Below are 15,720 nucleotides of genomic sequence, written 5' to 3' on the forward strand. Positions count from 1 at the left end.
TGAATAGTTGACACGACATAGATGTCGTGTAATGTAATCCTCATGAGGAACGAAACGATGCAGGTCAAGAAGGCGTCCGTGGTAAGCACCGGGTCAGTGTCGATCCACCCCGAGCACGTATTCGCGAGCGGCAAGCCGCTGTACTGGTGGCTGTTCACCTCGCGGCGATGGACCGAGCCCCTGCCGATCAACGTGTACGTGATCGAGCACAAGGACGGGCTGGTGCTGTTCGACACCGGTCAGGACCGGGCGTCCATCACCGATCCCGGCTACTTCCCCGGTGGGATCACCGGGGTGATGTACGACCGGCTGGCTCGGTTCGAGATCGCACCGGAGCAGACGCTGACCGCACAGCTCGCCGCGATCGGCTATGACATCCGTGATGTGCGGACCGCAGTGATCTCACACCTGCACCAGGACCACATCGGCGGGCTGCGAGAGCTGACCGGCGCCGAGATCATCGTGTCCCGGCGGGAGTGGGAGACCCTGCGCGAACCGCTCCCGGAGATGAAGGGGCTGCTGCGCTCCCACATCGAGTTGCCCGGGCTGCAGTGGCGGTTCGTCGACCCCGAGCCGCTGGCCGACCCGACGATCGCACCCTTCACGTCCGGGCACGACCTGTTCGGGGACGGGAGCATGGTGCTGCTCCCCACCCCGGGCCACACCCCGGGTTCGCTGTCCATGCTCGTACGGCAGGCCGGAGACATCCCGCTGCTTATGGTCGGCGACGTCACCTACGACGCCGGCCTGCTCAAGGCCGGACACGTCCCCGGAGTCGGAGAGAAGAAGCGCCTGACCGAGACCACCTCGATGATCAACCAGCTACGTGAACGGCAGCCGGGCCTGACCATCCTGGCCGCCCACGACCCCGGCGCGGCCGCCGCGCTCGCCACCGCCCGCCGTACCCTCACCCCGGCCTGACAGGAACAATGGCGTCCATGCGACCCGTCGAGGAGTTCAGATACCTGGTCCTGGCCGCGCAGCGGGAAGGAAACCGGCTGCTCGGCCAGGCCTTGAAGCCCCTTGGGGTCACCGCGTCCCAGGCCGAGGTGATCCGGGTCCTGCAGGACCGCCAGCCCCTCGCTCTGAATGGCCTGGGCGACCTGCTCGTCTGCGAGACCGGCAACAGCCCCAGCCGCCTCGTCGACCGGCTCGTCGCCACAGGCCTGGTCCGCCGCGAAACCTCCGCGCACGACCGCCGCCACATCGAGCTCACCCTCACCCCCCAGGGCAGCGACCTGGCCCGCCAGATCACCGAGATCGAAGAGGGCCTCTACGCATTCATCGACACCGCGACCGCAGGCGCCGACCTCACCCAGATCAACGATTTCCTCCGCGCCTTCGTCGCCGACCTCCCCGCCGGCCAAGCCCTCGCCCGCCGCGCCGCCCCCTAATGGGACCCAGCCTCTGTCAGGACCGGAAACCGGCGGTTCTGACAGAGGCCTTTCAGGACGTCCTCGTCCCAGTCGGCCTGTCGTCAACGAAGCTGTCACCAGGTACACGCGAGCGCGTTTGCTCTGGTCATTAAGCCCTTTGTGGAGGTGAATGCGTACGACGCGCGTCGCCCACGCCTGGGCATGTGGGTCTATATCGTGCCAGCCTCCCGCCGACCAGCTGGTGTACCACTGGCAGGTACCAAAGGAGCGCCACGAGGTCGGTTCTAATACCGGGCCGGCCATTCCGCGGTCCGGGCTGTGACCCTTACACCAGTTCGGCCGCCCTCGGCTGGCCCGTGCCCGTCAGCACGTCGGTGAGCCAGTCATAGACCAGCGAGGACGTCAGGGCGATGTTGCTGACTCCGCAGTGGCTGTCGGCGCCGTGTTCGGTGGTTAGACGGTGGAAGGCCTTGTTCGGTACGAGGAGTTGGTCGTGGAATTCGCGGGCTTGACGTCGGGCGAGGGCGTTCTCGCCGTCGGAGGACAGGGTCAGCGTGGGGCAGCCGATCTGTGGCACCAACCCGTCGAGAGTGAACGATCGGGAGAGCCGGTGGAAGTCGGCGAAGGTTTTCGCACCGGTGGTCCAGAGCATGTAGTTGTCCATGGTGGCGTGCAGGGCCCAGTCCGCGCCGCCGACCTGCTGGTAGAGGCCATTCCAGAACTCGGCGGGGGCGTCGGCCGGCGGCGGGGCGGGCAGCGTCGAAGTCAGGGCGTCGAAGATCAGAGAGTGGAAGTCGAGGATCGGCGCGTTGGCCACGAGGGCCGCGACACGCTTGTCGTGGGCGGCGGCGCGAGGGGCGAGATAGCCCCCGAAGCTCAGCCCGTACAGCGCGACGCTGTCGGCCTGCACGTCAGAGCGGGTGGTCACATAGTCCAGCACGGCCGCGAACGGCACCTCGGAATCGGCGCGGAAGACCTGGTCGGGATGGTGGTGCAGCAGGCCACGCTGGCCTGGACCGTGGAACAGCACGACGTTGAGCCCACGGGCCAGCGCGTGCGGGACACCGGCCAGGAAGTACAGCTCTTCGCCATGGCCGTCGCCGCCACCGGAGACGATGACCGTGGGGCGCGGGGCATCCGAGTCGTCGGCGGCGAAGAAGTAGCCAGGCAGGTCGACGCCGTCCTGGTAAGGGATGGCGATCCGTTCCGCGGGCATGTCGAGCAGCGGCAGAGCGCGGTCGAAGTGGGAGACGCTTTCGTCGTAGAGGGCGGTGAACTCCTCCTGCTGATGGCGGTCGAAGTAGAACTCGGCGGTGCGCAGGTAGTTGTAGGCGCGGTGCAGGAACGTACGCGCGGTGAGCGGGCGACCGGCGGCCAGCGCGTCGTCGGCCATCCGGGCCGCGAGCCGGCCTTGCTCGCTCCAGGCGTGGATGAAGGCCTCGCGCTTCCCTCCGTCCTGGGCGATCTTCCGCGCGACATACACCACCTCGCCGGCCGAGGCGGCTCCGTGATCGGCGTAGGCGAGGGTGCGCAGGTAGGCGAAGTCCTGCATCTCGCTGTCGGCGAATCCGAGCCTGTTGATCGTCATAATGGTGTCGGTGGCCATGGGGTCCCTCCGATCGATCGGTCGCTGGCGTTCCCCAGCTTCGGGCCGCCGGTCGCCGGCCCACCACCAGCAGGTGGGCGCAGGTGCCGCGGGACGCGACACGGGAGGGTGGATGTCGCATCAGGGTGGCGGGTTGCAGGGGGCGCGCACCCGCAGACTCATCCGCCAGGCCCTCATTGAGCTGGTGGAGGAAAAGGGCTTCGGCGATGTCACCGTAGGCGACATCGCCAGGCGGGCGCTGATCAACCGGGCGACGTTCTACCGTTACTACCAGGACAAGTACGCGCTGGTCGAGGAGATCTTCCAGGAGGTCATCTCCGAGTTGCCCGCCGAACTCGGCCCCACCGGTCGCATATCGGTGCCGGACCGGATCGCCGGCTGGGAGCAGCTGTTCGATCATGTGGATCGGCATCACCGGCTGTATGCGGCGCTGCTGGGGCGGCGTGGAGACCCCTCGTTCACGGCGCGGTTGCGAGAACGCTGTGTGGAACTGGCCCGCGACCGGCTCCGCAACGTCCGCGACCATGACGCTTCCGACACCGGGCAGGAGATGCCACCAGGAGAACTGGAGCTGGTGTTCGCCGCCAATCTGACCCTCGGAGCGATCACCTGGTGGCTGGAGCACCACCGCTCTCTGCCCGCGCGCCAGATGGCCGAGGCGGTCGTCCGTTTCGCGACCCAGGGCTACTTCGGCGCCCTGAGCCTCGACGTACTCCCACCTCGCTCCTGAGCTTCTTGGGGGCTGCCTGCTGTGAAGTCGGCGGGCAGGATCTGGTTCTCGTATTTGCCGCTGCTGGCGGGGTAGAGCCTGAATCCCCAGGTGGAGGCCAAGCCGCCGTAGCGCAGCCGGATGAGGGGCAGCCGGTCGCCGTCGGCCAGTTCGCCTTCGACGTAGGCGAACTGGCCGTGGTAGTGGACGTGCAGGCTGGTCAGCTGGGGCCAGTGGTCGCGGGCATGCTGGCGTAGCCGCTGAGCCAGGGAGGTCTTGGTTGCCGACTCGATCTGCTGAAACGAGATCTACCCCTGCGCCGCAGCACCCTGCCGCCGGTCACCCGCTGGCTGGGGAACCGGCTCCGCATCCACAAGTGAGCCCCACGAAGACAGCCTCGAACCACACCTGCTCCCACAGATGGAAGGGCACAGCATGGGCAAATGCCGCCGCCGTCCTACGGACGCCGATCACGCTGCTCGACGGCGGTCAGTTATGCTCCGTGGACTGGCGTTCGATCGTGCGGACTACCTGAGTCGCTCGGAAGGCCATCGTTGATCCGGTTCTTCGCCCTGGTGTTCGTGCTCGCCCTCCCGTTATGGGGAGCGGGGGCGCTGTTGGGAAATCTGCCAGGCAGCCCGATGAATCTGCCGGTGGGAGCCCTGATGTTCCCATGCCCGCTCATCGCGGCGGCGATCCTGCTGCGGCGGCGCGGCGGGGGCGGCGCGATAAAGCGCCTCCTTCGCTCGGCCTACCTTGCCAAGGGCTTGCGGCGAGCACCTTGGCTGGCTGTCACCGTCCTGCTGGTACCCGCCATCTACCTGCTGGCCTACGGGGTGGCTTTGCTGACAGGTCCGCTCGACGGGCAGCATTCTCCGCTGCTTGCCGCTCCGCTGTTGTTCGCGGTGTTCTTCCTGGCGGCTGTCGGCGAGGAGACGGGCTGGATGGGGTACGCCGCCGACCCGCTGCAGCAACGGTGGGGCGCCCTGGGCGCCGGACTGATCCTCGGCACGGTGTGGGGAGCCTGGCACATCGTGCCGTTGGTCCAGGCCGGCCGCTCTCCGGTGTGGATCGCCTGGTGGTTCGTTGGCACGGTGGCCACGCGGATGGTCATCGTGTGGCTGTACAACGCTGCCGGCGGCAGTGTGCTGTCGGCGATCATCTTCCACGCCATGCTCAACGTGATGCCGTCCCTGCTGCCCGGCTATGTCGAAAGCGAACTCCTCGTCGCCTGCACCGCACTGGTCACCGTCCTCGTTGCGGCAGCGCTGTTCGCCTTCTCCCCGCGGCCGCCGGCCATGTCGAGCTGGCGGCCGGCGGCAGGCTCGCGCGGGTCAACGTCGTAGACCTGTCGTTCTCCACCTGGCCCACCCTCACCGTCGTGCTCAGCGGCGCGATCGTGTGTCACGAACACGTTCGCCGCGCTTCGGTTGCTGCCGATGGGCGATCGGGACAAGGACGTCGAGATTCTCGTCCTGCGTCATCAGATCACCGTGCTTGAACGGCAACTCGGCGCCGATGCCCGGGTGAGGTTCGCGCCCGAGGATCGAGCTTTGTTGGCTGCGCTGCTGACCTCATTGCCGTGTGAAGTCCTGCGCAGGGTCCGGCTGCTGGTCCGGCCGGATACCGTCTTGCGCCGGCACCGTGATCTGATGAGACGTCGTCACGCCCGTATCTGCCGACCGAAGCGGCGAGGGCGACCGCCCACGGTCCGCTCCATCCGCGCTCTCATCCTGCGCCTGATTCGGGAGAACCCTGGCTGGGGCTATCGGCGGGTGCATGGTGAGCTCGCCACACTTGGCATCAAGGTCGCGCCATCCACGGTCTGGGAGATTCTCAAGCAGGCAGGCCTTGATCCAGCGCCCGAGCGGGCGTCCACCACGTGGGCCGACTTCCTGCGCTCGCAAGCCGACGCCATTCTGGCCTGCGACTTCATCGAGGCCGTCACTCTCAGCGGGCAACGCCAGTACGTCCTGGTGGTCATTGAGCACGCCACCAGACGCGTCCGTGTGCTCGGCACCACCGCGCACCCGAGCGTGAACTGGGTCATCCAAGCGATCAGGAACCTGGTGATGGATCTGGACGATGTGAGCTGCCGGGCGCGCTTTCTGCTCCGAGATCGGGATGGCAAGTTCCCGGCCCTCATGGATGAGGTCCTCGCCGAGGCCAGGCATAACGAGGGTGCTCACCGGCATTCGGATGCCGCGTATGAACTCCATCATGGAGCGGTGGGTGCAGTCATGCCACCACGAGCTCCTCGACCGCTGCCTTGTATGGAACGAACACCACCTACGCCACGCCCTGCGCGAATACGAACACTTCTACAACCAGCACCGAGCCCACCAAGCCCTGAACCAAGCAGCTCCACTGCGTCCCGTCCCGGACCCGATCACCGATCCCGGACGAATCACCGACCTGAACGTACGCCGACGAGGCCCGCTCGGCGGCATCCTCCACGAGTACTCACATGCCGCCTGAACTGCACGGATGGAATTATCGGCAGGCGCAGACCTGGGAAAGGCCCGTGGCCGCGGCCTTGCGCATCAGTGGCATCCGTTTTTCAGCCTCGATCTGGGCAAACATAGCCAAGATCAATACTCGTATATTCTGCGACCAAGGCTCCATCTCCTTGAACTCGCGGTTGATCGGTGCACCTCCACGGGCGTGGGGACGAGCTTCAACGCCTGCGTCGCGAAGCTCACCCACCCGGTGCACACGTCTCCGGCCTCGAAGCACTCGGCCGCCTGCGGCCGTACACGCTCCCGCCGTTCTGCCCTGCGGGCGTTTACCCGCCCCTTTGCCCGTACCGCGTCCCACGGTCGTATCGCACCGAGCGCTATCCATCACGACCCAGAGACTCTATGCATGCAACCTGTGTAATGGATCAGGTATGCAAGAAGTAATAGTAGGGGTTGGGTTGCCCATGGTGGAGGTTGTCTGGAAGGCCAGGACGGTAGGGCTGTGTCGTCAGAGGTATTGGCGAAGATTCAGCAGATGACGGGAGAAAGCTACCGGTGCCGGGCAGGCAGGCGCCGATTGCGAATCAGCGCCGAAACTAGAGTGATTCAGCTTGACCGCTGGCGGTCGATTCGCGATCCTGTGAACGTTCCATTGAAAGCAGGTGGTGCGGGTCGCGCGACCCCTGCCTCGTCAAGGAGGGTCCTTCCATGCCACCTTACGCTGCCTTGGAGCCCAGCTACCCGCTCGACGTGCTGGTTATAGGGGGCCATGCTCACGGGCCGGCCGGTGCCACGGAGAAATGGCTGGAGTTCCTCCCGCTCTACCCTCTAGTTCGCTCGTTCGGCAGCGTTTCAGAGCGTGAGACGGATACGGCTCTAGATCTGCTGCGAGATGGCCGCGTCAACACTTTGACCGTTGATCCCTTCGTGTTGGAACACGTAGGGGATGGATTCGCTGCTGCGTTTATCTCCCAAGTCCGCCGGGAATTCCCGAGAGTCCTGATCGTTCTAACATTGATCTCAGGACCTATTCCTGATGTGTGGCTGCCGTCCTGGTTCGACGAGAATGAGCGGTTCAAACACTATTTCGCCATACGAGAGCATCCATCCGCTGATATCAATCAGGATGCAGTATTTGACGTGCTGACCAAGTGCGTCATGGCGCACTTCAACCAGTGGAATTACGACGTCAGTATCTCGTATGCGGGCGAAAATCGTGACTTCGCTCGTGAATTGGCACTCGCTCTAAAGGATGCAGGTGCCCGCGTGTTCTACGACGAGTTCTTCGAGGATTATCTCCTCGGCCGCGATCTTCAGGCCTATCTACAGGACATTTATTCCAAGCGGTCCCGGTACTGCCTTATATTGGTCTCCAAGGAGTACGCGAAGAAGGTCTGGCCGCGACATGAGCTCAGAAGCGCCCATGAACGCGCCCTCCGCGAGGGATATGTCGACTATGTGCTGCCTATTCGGATTGATGACACTGTACTCCATGGATTGTCTAGCACGGTGGGCTACTTGGAGGCTGCCCGCGGTCCGCAGTCTCTGGCGCAGACGGTAGCTCGAAAACTCTGGCTTCCCGCCTTCATTCAGGGAGACTCCGCACAGCGAATAGTGACCACGCAGATCTGGTAGCTGCTGCTAGGGGATCCGCCGGAAGCGTAGTGGTACCGTTTCCTGCTGTGTGTCGCTGGGACTGCGCTGCGCGATCAGGGATGCTGAGCCGCTGGTGCACGGAATATCAGCACAACGCCCCCTGCAGCGGCACATCCTCGTAGGACAAGTCGGCGTAAACGCGGCCAAGCCCCGCAGAAGGTCGGCTGGACGCTGCTGGATGAGTGCAGTCGGTGCGTGTCGGCAGTCAGTTTGGGCAGGAGCCGCGCCGCTTCGGTCGGATCCGGCCTGCTGCCCTCCGTGGACGGCGGCGATGCCCACCGGTGGACAGATGGCATCGCGAAGCCACATCGTGAATCGAGGCGACCATGAGCACATTGGGAAGCCGCAAATTGTGCTCAAGCCGTGACGAGCAATGCGTGTTCGCCCAGGCCTATGCCGCCCAGTGTTACCTCTGGCCGAGTTCCTCGAGCCGCCGTCCCTCATGAAATTCCAGGCTTCTCGTTCGTCTCTGAATGACCGGCGCCGTGATCCTTCAAGCAGTTCCGCTGTCAACCGACCGGTTATGGATCGTCAATGCGAGCCCGTCACCGTCAGCTCATGCCCTCGAGAACCCTGGCGGCCCTGACGGTCGCCGTGATGCTCACAGCGACCGCGTGCTCGGACACCGAGGACAGCGGCGGCAAAGGAAAGCTGACCCACGGAACGGCCATCGACGACGCCCCCACGGGGAAGCTCATCGCCGACAGCGGCTTCCGACCTGAGATCGACGGTTTCGGGTTCGAGAACTACGGCGGCGGGGACGAGACCAACCTGACCTCCCAGGAGGTCCACAACCTGTTCGGCGACGCCGTCTGCATCGACGCGGAAACCGAGTCCTGCGAGCTCATCCCGCAGGCCGAGGCGTGGATGGAGCACACCAACAAGTCCATGGACGGCGGCCATTGCTACGGCATGTCGCTGACCAGCCTCCAAATGTGGCAACAGACGCTCAACGCCTCGGACTACGGCGCCGACACCACCCCGGAGCTGGCGAAAGAGGACAACCAGCCCCTCCAGAGCGTCATCGCCCAGAACTTCGCTGCCCAGTACGGCGCCGGCGTGAAGCAGCAAATGATCAAGGGCACGCCGAGCCAGATCGTCGACCGCCTCATCCAAGCCTGGTCCGCCGAGGAGAAGGAGGGCATGTCGCTCGGCTTCTACAAACGCGACGGCTCCGGCGGCCATGAGATCACGCCTTACGCGATCGAGAAGGCCGGCGACGGGCAGGTCAACATCCTGGTGTACGACAACAACTACCCGGGCGTCACGCAGAAGGTCAGGGTTGATCTGACGCGCGACACCTGGGAGTACAAGACCACCACCAAACCCGGCGAACCCGTCGACCTCTATGAGGGCGACGCCGAAACCGGCACCCTGGAACTGACCCCTGCCGAGGCCGTCACCGAGACCCAGCCGTGCTCCTTCTGCGGCAGGAACGACGACGGCGAGCAGAGCGGCAAGGGCTCCGCCAAGGGCGGACCGGCCGCCGACACCAAGCTCGTCTACCTGGACGGCGACGCCGCCAACCACCCGCACCTGCTCCTGACCGACGACGCCGGCCACAGAACTGGCTACATCGACGGCAAACTGGTGAACGAGATCCCTGGCGCCGCGGTCAGCAAGCCCAAGGGCGGCAAACCCGGCGACGACCCCGAACCCGAGTACACCATTCCCGGCGACGACCACGTCACCATCACCGTGGACGGCGGCCACCTGACCAAGAACGTGAAGGACGTCCAGGTGGGCATCATCTACGACGCCTTCGACGTCGCCGCGGAGCAGATCGAGCTCCGCAAGGGAGCCAAGGACATCTTCGACGTCAGTGCCGACATGAGCAAATTCAGCTACACCGCCAGCGACACGGTCTCTCCCGTCGTCCACTTCGGCGCCAGCGTCTCCGACGACGAGTACCTCACCTTCAACGTCTCCAACTCCGCCGACGTCGCCGGTAGCACGATGAGCGCCGAACTTCCCCTGGACGGCAAGCGCTTCGGACGCTTCATCCTGGACACCAGCAAGGTCAAGGGCGACAGCGCAGCCTATGGCATCGAGGTCATCTATCAGGACAAGAAGGACGAGATCCGGTTCACCACGGACGACGTGGAGATGAACACCGGCGCCAAGGCCGCCGTCCGCTGGGACAAGGTGGATGAGAAGCGGCCGTACATGCCTTTGCTGGTTCAGGATGCGGGCGGGAAGACTTGGAGCAAGCTCGAACCGGTGGTCAATGATTGACCCGTTCGAGGCAGGTGGAGATCTTGGTGTTGCTACCTCCTTTGGTGACGTAGGCCGCCCAATACAATTCCATGGATATCAAGCCCAGCAGGTGCACCCGGCCGCCGTCGGCGCGGCGAGCGCCCTTAAGGGTCTTGCCGTCAGCGGCGTATCTGACCAGCAGGCCACCGATCCGCATCTGGTCGCGCCGGGCGGCACGACGGGCCTCGCGCGCATGACAGGACCCCGCCCAGGGCGGTAGCGCAGATGGAGCGCGGTCGCACCGAATGCCTCACACGGGTCGAGCTTTACCGGTCACTGACTCGACCGGCAGCAATTCAGTGTGTTGAGGAAGGGGTTGCGTGATGGGCGAATTGATCGTCTCTTGGACGATCAAGAAGGCAGAGCAGGCGGATGCGGTGGATGCGTGGCTGGAGGCGCTGGACGGCTGGGAGGTGTCGGGCCGCGTAGGGGTTCGGCCGGTGGAGCCGCCTGAGCCCAACAGCTTTTCGACGCCGTCACCGTGACGTCCTGAGCTGCTGACGGATAAGCGGCCACGACCTCAGGTTGGAAAGGTGGTCGAGTAAGGGGTTCGGCACGCTCGGCGCGCCTTCGATGCCGAGCGTGGCGTACCCCTTGGCCGGATCGTCGCTGACCGTAAGGATCGAACCTCCGCGCTCATGGGCACTCAGTCGGTGAGGCCACGCAGTTCGGCCTCGATCGGCTTCGGCGGCCGACGACTTGAGCCGGTCACGACCATGGAGAGGGTTCAGGCGCTCTCGGCTGTCGTCAGGTGACGGATCGTGAACGGTGCCGCGAGGAGGTCGTTCAGCACGCCAACGACGTGCTTGAAGTGCGGTGTTGTGAAATGGAACTCCAGTGCCTCGCGGCTGGTCCACTCCTCGATGATCACCATTCGTTCCGGGCGGTTCGGATCGGCGTACGGTTCGTAGGCAAGGCAGCCCTCCTCTTCGGCGGAAGGTTCGATCATGGCTTCGAGAGCGGTGCGCAGGTCGTCCTCGCGGCCTGGCTTGGCCTCGAATGCGGCGATGACGGTTAGTGTCATGTCGAAATCTCCTCAGGCGGTCGTCTTGTCTTCGATGCGGGTGCCCTTGATCAGCCAAACGGGGCCTTCGGCGAAGTCCTGGATGATCTCGAAGAAGCGGGCGAAGTGCGGCCCCTTGGCGTGCACGTCGAAGGCCGCCTCGTCGTCGTAGGCCTCGTTGAGGTAGAACCGGTTGGGGTTGTCGGCGTCGGCGATGAGCTCGAAGCGGCGGGTGCCCGGCTCGTCCGTGGCCGAGTTGCGGCCGTCCTCCAGCGCGGCGGCGACGAACTCGGCGCGGCGGTCCGCGGGGACATCGAAGCTGACGGCGATGTGGTACATGGGATCTCTCCTGGGTTTGTGCTGACGTCGTAGATCCTGCTGCGGCCGCCATCGGCTACCCAGGGCGGAGATTTACCTGGGGGCCGCCAAACCTAGGTCTGCCAGACCCCCCTTACGGTGATGGAGTGGACAACAGAGCTGAACTTGGCGCCTTTCTCCGCTCGCGGCGTGCGCGCCTCAAGCCCGAGGACGCCAGGCTCGGCAGCGGGTACGGCAAGCGCCGCCGCGTACCCGGGCTACGCCGCGAGGAGCTCGCCCAGCTCGCGGGCGTGAGCGTGGACTACTACACCCGGTTCGAGCAGGGCCGCAACGGCGGCGTGTCGGACTCGGTCATCGACGCCGTGGCCGCCGCCCTGCAGTTGACCGAGGCGGAGCGGGCGCACCTGTACAACCTCGCCCGGCCTTCCGCCAGGCCGCCTGCCCGCCAGACGCCCAGCCCGGGGCAGCTCCGGCTCCTGGCCGGCATGGCCGAGATACCCGCCTACCTCGTCGGCCGGCGCACCGACATCCTCGCCTGGAACCCGCTGTACGCCGAGCTGCTCGGATCGGCCACCGCGGTGCGGCGCAACACCGCCTGGCTGGTCTTCCTCGACGAACAGGTCCGCGCCCGGTACGTGAACTGGGAGGTCAAGGCCAGAAACGTGGTCGCCTACCTGCGCAGGGACCACGGACGACACCCGGGTGACGCGGCGTTCGCCGCGCTGATCGAGGAGCTGTCCGCGGGCAGCGCGGACTTCCGACGGCTCTGGGCCGAACAGGAGGTGGCCGACCGAGTCGGCGGCGAGTACCGGATGCGCCACCCGGCGGTCGGAGAGCTCACCCTGTCCTTCGAAAGCTTCCAAGCCAGCGGGGACCCTGACATCAGCCTGATCGCCTACACCGCGGAACCCGGCTCGGCGTCCGCGACCGCCCTGGAGGACCTTGCCAAGCGGGTCGACACCACGACCTGAGCTCATCCGCTACATCGAAGGGTTCTACAACCGGCGACGCCTGCACTCGGCGCTCGGCTACCGGCCACCCCTTGAAGTGCTCAACGAGTCCCTTTCATCCCAAACAGCCGCATAGGCTATGCCCATAAAGTGGCTGTCCGGAATCACCGTGGCCTCTCAGAACCTGGAATCGGCCGTGTCAGGCTGTGGGGTGGCCCTCCTCCCAGCTTGGCCGCCCGGCCCGCAACGTCCCGATGTGGTGTGAACGGTCGACCAGGTGCGCGATGTCCGCGTAGGGGTCGGCGTCGAGCAGTAGCGCGTCGGCGACGGATCCGGCAGTGATCGTACCCGGTGACGTCGTTTGCTGGCCGATCTTCTCGGCCGAATGACGGGTGCCGGCCGCCAAGACCGCGGGCATCGGCAGACCGGCTTTCGCCAGCAAGCGCAGTTCGCGCAGCAAAGCGACGGGCGGCGCGGGCAGCAGCATGGCCACATCGCTGCCCGCGGAGATCTTCACTCCCGCGTCGTGCATCAGGGCCAGCGTGCGCATCGCATAGTCGAAACGGACACGGGATTCCCGCGCGGAATGCCGGGGGAACTCGCGTCCGTAGATCGGGCGGCTGGTGATCTGCGGGATGTCCTCGTGCGTGGCGAAGCCGTCGTCGACCAGTTGCCGCAAGTAGCTAGCATCGCCGTTGTTCGCGATCTGTTCCCAGGTGACCAGGGTGGGGCAGTAATAGGTGTTCGTCTCCGCCAGCAGTGCGGCGACATCGCGGGCCTCCGCGGTACTGCTGGGGTCCTGCGGCCGGAAAGCGTGTTCGATGCCGTCCGCGCCGGATGCCACCGCCTCCTCCAGATCGGTGCGCTCGTGGACGTGCACGAGCACCTTCTTGCCCTTCTCGTGCGCGGCCGCGACGATGGCTTTGAGGGCATCAAGGGGCAGCTTGTCCGGAGCGCTGGGTTCGCCGTCGTAGATGCACTTGATGAAGTCGACCTGGTCGGCCAGCTCCAGTGCTTGACGATAGGCGACGTCGGCGTTGTCGGTCTGGTAGGCGATGGAGGCACGCTTCGGATCACTCAGGACCGGCCACCCCTCGATCCCGGTGAACACCGGCCCGGCGAAGAACAACCTGGCGGCGGCGTCGGTGGCGGTGCTGCGATAGTCGCGGACCGCGAGTTCGATGTCCAGTGGACCGCCGAGGTTGACGACGCTGGTCACCCCGACATCCAGGAAGTCGGTGAGTAGCTGGGAGACGTACTTCGCGCGCTTGTTCTCGGGCTTGGAGTAGGCGTGTCCGCTCAGGTGGGTGTGACTCTCCCACAGGCCCGGCACCAGGTAGCCGCCCCGAGCGTCGATCACGGGATCCTCGCCGGCCGCTGGCCGCGCGTCAGCGGCCGGGCGGATAGCTGTGAACCGCCCGTCGGTCACCACTACTTCGGCATCGGCGATCGGCGCGGTTGCCTGTCCGTCGATGACGGTCACATTACGGATGATCACGTGTGTTCCCCTGTCTGGATGACCAACTGCATAGGCTCCTATGCATTCAGGACCGTATAGGTGCCTATGTAATAGGTCAATAGGGTCCTATACACTTCGTGGCGTGACGCTCCCCAGGTTCGACTCCGCGCCAGCCGCGTTGATCAACATCGCCTCGCGTGCGTTGTCCCGGGTCAACGACCGGCGACTGCGACCGCTGGGGCTGACCTTCGCGCAGATGCCCGTGCTGGCGGCGCTGAGCAAGGCCGACGCGCTCTCTCAAAAGGAATTGGCGGTGCTGGCCCGGATCGAGCAGCCGTCCATGGCCCAGCTGCTCGCCCGGATGGACCGCGACGGTCTCATCCGGCGCACCCCCGCCGAGCATGATCGACGGGTCAGCCTGATCTCGCTGACCGAGGACGGCCTGGCAAAGCTCACACAGGTGCACTCGGTGCTGTTCGAGACCAACGATCAGGCGTTGCGAGGCTTCAGCGCCGAAGAGGTCGATCTCCTTCTGGACCTACTGAGAAGGCTTGTCGCCAATCTCAAGGAGAATCCGGCCGACAGCGCGCCCGATGCCGCAGCCACTAGTCCCGCATTCACCGAGGATCACGTGCCCGACCACCGGTCGTGATCGGGCGGCGAGCGAAGTCGACGAGGTCTGGCGCCGGCCGCGGCGGGCAAGCGGTCACCTGTGTTGCTGGCGCAGCACTATGCGGCATCCTGTGGGGCGCCAGAAGTCGTGTGCGGGGCGGTTGACCTGCTCATCTACCATCGAAGCTCATGGTCCCTCGGCTGTTGTCTCTGATCTTTGTTCGTCTGATCGGCTGGCTGATGCTGCTGGCCCGGAGCGAAGCGTCCAAGGGCCTGGAAATCTTGGTGCTGCGCCATGAGATCTCCGTGCTGCGGCGCCAGACTGCCCGCCCACGTCCGGACTGGGCCGACCGAGCGGTCTTGGCCGCGCTGATCAGAGTGCTACCGGCCTGGCTGCGCCGCCACCGCATCGTGTCACCCGGCACGGTGCTGTCCTGGCACCGTCGTCTGGTCGCACGGCACTGGACACACCCGGCCAAGCACGGCCGCCGATCCCCGACGAGATCCGCCAACTGGTGATCCGGCTGGCGCGGGAGAATCCCCGCTGGGGTCATCGCCGGATCCAGGGTGAGGGGGCTTCACCCAAGGCCAGGTGGTTAAGGCTTTCGTGGTGCCGTCAAGCAGGTGAGTTCTCAGGACATAGGGACGGAGATCCCGTAGAACGGTGATCTTCCACAACCAGCCGTCGAAGAACTGGATCTCCGTTGATCGCCGAGTATGCCAGCTCTGCTGTTTCCCGCGCTGTCGAGACGGACTCTTTGCCCCGTTCAGTAGCCGAGAGAGTGTTCGCTCCCGGGCACTTGGGTGAGCTGACCGCGCTCGTGCCGTTCGAGCTCGTCGATGCGGTCCTTGATGAGACACGCAACGTGCAGCGTCGCCTGCGTGGTCTGCCCTCGCGTGTCGGGGTCTATTTCCTGCTGGCGATGTGCCTGTTTCCCGAGGTCGGCTACCTGCTGGTGTGGCAGAAGCTGATGGCCTCGCTGACCACCCAGGTCGTGACTCCCGGAGCGCGATTCGGGCCTACCACACGGTCTCCTTCGACGGCTGCAGCTCGCTCAAGACCCCCGACACCGCCCGCAACCGAGCCTGGCTCGGCAGCCCCGGCCACAGCGGCTACCCCCTGCTGGAGCTGATGACGCTCGTCGAGACCGGAACCCGCGCCCTGTTCGGCGCGGTCTTCGGCCCCACCGGCGAAGGCGAGACCGGCTACGCCCGGCGCCTGGCCTTGGGAGTTGCCCCGGTTCAGTAGACACATCAGGGCTTGCGACTACACACACCTGCCACCCCCGAAGTCACCACTCAGTGACGAAAAGCAA

At 65.4% G+C, this 15,720-nt stretch carries 17 protein-coding genes and 2 pseudogenes; 13 read left to right on the forward strand and 6 right to left on the reverse strand.

The features are described 5' to 3' along the window. The first annotated feature begins 42 nt into the window (after positions 1-42). Both KIK09_RS31050 and KIK09_RS31055 read left to right on the forward strand, forming a co-directional pair. The gene (locus tag KIK09_RS31050; protein WP_214322937.1) at positions 43-921 is read left to right on the forward strand and encodes an N-acyl homoserine lactonase family protein; all 879 of its coding nucleotides are present in this window, start codon (positions 43-45) and stop codon (positions 919-921) included. Between the two features lie 17 nt (positions 922-938). Beyond that, positions 939-1,394: a MarR family winged helix-turn-helix transcriptional regulator gene (locus tag KIK09_RS31055; protein ID WP_214322938.1), complete on the forward strand. Its 456-nt coding sequence runs from the start codon at positions 939-941 to the stop codon at positions 1,392-1,394. 307 nt (positions 1,395-1,701) lie between these two features. Here the strand turns inward: KIK09_RS31055 and KIK09_RS31060 are convergent, their stop codons facing one another. Continuing rightward, on the reverse strand, positions 1,702-2,982 hold the full coding sequence (locus KIK09_RS31060) for an alpha/beta hydrolase (protein WP_214322939.1): 1,281 nt from the start codon (positions 2,980-2,982) through the stop codon (positions 1,702-1,704). Between the two features lie 112 nt (positions 2,983-3,094). Between KIK09_RS31060 and KIK09_RS31065 the strand changes: the two genes are divergently transcribed. Then, entirely contained in the window at positions 3,095-3,712 is a 618-nt protein-coding gene (locus KIK09_RS31065) for a TetR family transcriptional regulator (protein ID WP_214322940.1), read from the forward strand. 533 nt (positions 3,713-4,245) lie between these two features. Beyond that, the gene (locus KIK09_RS31070) at positions 4,246-5,037 is read left to right on the forward strand and encodes a CPBP family intramembrane glutamic endopeptidase (protein ID WP_214322941.1); all 792 of its coding nucleotides are present in this window, start codon (positions 4,246-4,248) and stop codon (positions 5,035-5,037) included. A gap of 228 nt (positions 5,038-5,265) precedes the next feature. On the opposite strand, the gene KIK09_RS31075 is transcribed toward KIK09_RS31070, so the two are convergent. Beyond that, positions 5,266-5,913, reverse strand: a complete 648-nt coding sequence (locus tag KIK09_RS31075; protein ID WP_214322942.1) for a hypothetical protein — start codon at positions 5,911-5,913, stop codon at positions 5,266-5,268. Between KIK09_RS31075 and KIK09_RS31080 the strand changes: the two genes are divergently transcribed. The 3 genes from KIK09_RS31080 (at position 5,900) to KIK09_RS31090 (ending at position 10,041) form a co-directional block, all read left to right on the forward strand. Next, positions 5,900-6,169 (forward strand): integrase core domain-containing protein, encoded by a 270-nt coding sequence (locus tag KIK09_RS31080; protein ID WP_214322943.1) that lies wholly within the window; start codon positions 5,900-5,902, stop codon positions 6,167-6,169. The genes KIK09_RS31075 and KIK09_RS31080 overlap by 14 nt on opposite strands. Positions 6,170-6,858: 689 nt before the next feature. Continuing rightward, positions 6,859-7,785, forward strand: a complete 927-nt coding sequence (locus tag KIK09_RS31085; protein ID WP_214322944.1) for a toll/interleukin-1 receptor domain-containing protein — start codon at positions 6,859-6,861, stop codon at positions 7,783-7,785. A 579-nt stretch (positions 7,786-8,364) separates the two neighbouring features. Further along, positions 8,365-10,041, forward strand: a complete 1,677-nt coding sequence (locus KIK09_RS31090; RefSeq protein WP_214322945.1) for a hypothetical protein — start codon at positions 8,365-8,367, stop codon at positions 10,039-10,041. Here KIK09_RS31090 and KIK09_RS31095 read toward each other — a convergent pair. Next, positions 10,031-10,219, reverse strand: a complete 189-nt coding sequence (locus KIK09_RS31095) for a hypothetical protein (protein WP_214322946.1) — start codon at positions 10,217-10,219, stop codon at positions 10,031-10,033. The genes KIK09_RS31090 and KIK09_RS31095 overlap by 11 nt on opposite strands. Positions 10,220-10,385: 166 nt before the next feature. On the opposite strand from KIK09_RS31095, the gene KIK09_RS31100 reads away from it, so the two are divergent. After that, positions 10,386-10,547, forward strand: coding sequence for a hypothetical protein (locus KIK09_RS31100; RefSeq protein WP_214322947.1), 162 nt, complete (start codon positions 10,386-10,388; stop codon positions 10,545-10,547). Between the two features lie 242 nt (positions 10,548-10,789). Here KIK09_RS31100 and KIK09_RS31105 read toward each other — a convergent pair whose 3' ends face one another. Next, positions 10,790-11,086, reverse strand: coding sequence for a putative quinol monooxygenase (locus tag KIK09_RS31105; RefSeq protein WP_214322948.1), 297 nt, complete (start codon positions 11,084-11,086; stop codon positions 10,790-10,792). Positions 11,087-11,098: 12 nt separating this feature from the next. Continuing rightward, complete coding sequence (locus KIK09_RS31110) at positions 11,099-11,404, reverse strand: putative quinol monooxygenase (protein WP_214322949.1); 306 nt, start codon at positions 11,402-11,404, stop codon at positions 11,099-11,101. A gap of 125 nt (positions 11,405-11,529) precedes the next feature. On the opposite strand from KIK09_RS31110, the gene KIK09_RS31115 reads away from it, so the two are divergent. Continuing rightward, complete coding sequence (locus tag KIK09_RS31115; RefSeq protein ID WP_308164382.1) at positions 11,530-12,354, forward strand: helix-turn-helix transcriptional regulator; 825 nt, start codon at positions 11,530-11,532, stop codon at positions 12,352-12,354. Further along, positions 12,347-12,469: pseudogene (locus tag KIK09_RS31120) on the forward strand (IS3-like element ISAar4 family transposase); the annotation flags it as partial. The gene KIK09_RS31115 and the pseudogene KIK09_RS31120, both read left to right, overlap by 8 nt. 63 nt (positions 12,470-12,532) lie before the next feature. Here the strand turns inward: KIK09_RS31120 and KIK09_RS31125 are convergent. After that, entirely contained in the window at positions 12,533-13,816 is a 1,284-nt protein-coding gene (locus KIK09_RS31125) for an amidohydrolase family protein (RefSeq protein WP_214322950.1), read from the reverse strand. Positions 13,817-13,934: 118 nt separating this feature from the next. Here KIK09_RS31125 and KIK09_RS31130 point away from each other — a divergent pair, with 118 nt between their 5' ends. The 3 genes and pseudogenes from KIK09_RS31130 to KIK09_RS31140 form a co-directional block, all read left to right on the forward strand. Continuing rightward, positions 13,935-14,444 carry a MarR family winged helix-turn-helix transcriptional regulator gene (locus KIK09_RS31130; RefSeq protein ID WP_214322951.1) on the forward strand — a complete coding sequence of 170 codons (510 nt, stop codon included), beginning with the start codon at positions 13,935-13,937 and terminating at the stop codon, positions 14,442-14,444. A gap of 149 nt (positions 14,445-14,593) precedes the next feature. Next, a complete protein-coding gene (locus KIK09_RS31135; protein ID WP_214322952.1) occupies positions 14,594-14,923 on the forward strand; it encodes a hypothetical protein in 330 nt (109 codons plus the stop codon). Between the two features lie 239 nt (positions 14,924-15,162). Then, positions 15,163-15,626, forward strand: a pseudogene (locus tag KIK09_RS31140) (transposase domain-containing protein); the annotation flags it as partial. Positions 15,627-15,720: the final 94 nt, after the last annotated feature.

The sequence above is a fragment of the Nonomuraea sediminis genome (assembly GCF_018531495.1).
Taxonomy (GTDB): domain Bacteria; phylum Actinomycetota; class Actinomycetes; order Streptosporangiales; family Streptosporangiaceae; genus Nonomuraea; species Nonomuraea sediminis.

What these genes read in the sequence shown, in the direction of transcription:
- KIK09_RS31055 (WP_214322938.1), top strand. Translation starts at nt 939, where the DNA reads ATGCGACCCGTCGAGGAGTTCAGATACCTGGTCCTGGCCGCGCAGCGG.
- KIK09_RS31050 (WP_214322937.1), top strand. Translation starts at nt 43, where the DNA reads ATGAGGAACGAAACGATGCAGGTCAAGAAGGCGTCCGTGGTAAGCACC.
- KIK09_RS31090 (WP_214322945.1), top strand. Translation starts at nt 8,365, where the DNA reads ATGCCCTCGAGAACCCTGGCGGCCCTGACGGTCGCCGTGATGCTCACA.
- KIK09_RS31110 (WP_214322949.1), bottom strand. Translation starts at nt 11,404, where the DNA reads ATGTACCACATCGCCGTCAGCTTCGATGTCCCCGCGGACCGCCGCGCC.
- KIK09_RS31065 (WP_214322940.1), top strand. Translation starts at nt 3,095, where the DNA reads ATGTCGCATCAGGGTGGCGGGTTGCAGGGGGCGCGCACCCGCAGACTC.
- KIK09_RS31085 (WP_214322944.1), top strand. Translation starts at nt 6,859, where the DNA reads ATGCCACCTTACGCTGCCTTGGAGCCCAGCTACCCGCTCGACGTGCTG.
- KIK09_RS31100 (WP_214322947.1), top strand. Translation starts at nt 10,386, where the DNA reads ATGGGCGAATTGATCGTCTCTTGGACGATCAAGAAGGCAGAGCAGGCG.
- KIK09_RS31095 (WP_214322946.1), bottom strand. Translation starts at nt 10,219, where the DNA reads ATGCGGATCGGTGGCCTGCTGGTCAGATACGCCGCTGACGGCAAGACC.
- KIK09_RS31080 (WP_214322943.1), top strand. Translation starts at nt 5,900, where the DNA reads ATGAACTCCATCATGGAGCGGTGGGTGCAGTCATGCCACCACGAGCTC.
- KIK09_RS31135 (WP_214322952.1), top strand. Translation starts at nt 14,594, where the DNA reads ATGGTCCCTCGGCTGTTGTCTCTGATCTTTGTTCGTCTGATCGGCTGG.
- KIK09_RS31060 (WP_214322939.1), bottom strand. Translation starts at nt 2,982, where the DNA reads ATGGCCACCGACACCATTATGACGATCAACAGGCTCGGATTCGCCGAC.
- KIK09_RS31105 (WP_214322948.1), bottom strand. Translation starts at nt 11,086, where the DNA reads ATGACACTAACCGTCATCGCCGCATTCGAGGCCAAGCCAGGCCGCGAG.
- KIK09_RS31075 (WP_214322942.1), bottom strand. Translation starts at nt 5,913, where the DNA reads ATGATGGAGTTCATACGCGGCATCCGAATGCCGGTGAGCACCCTCGTT.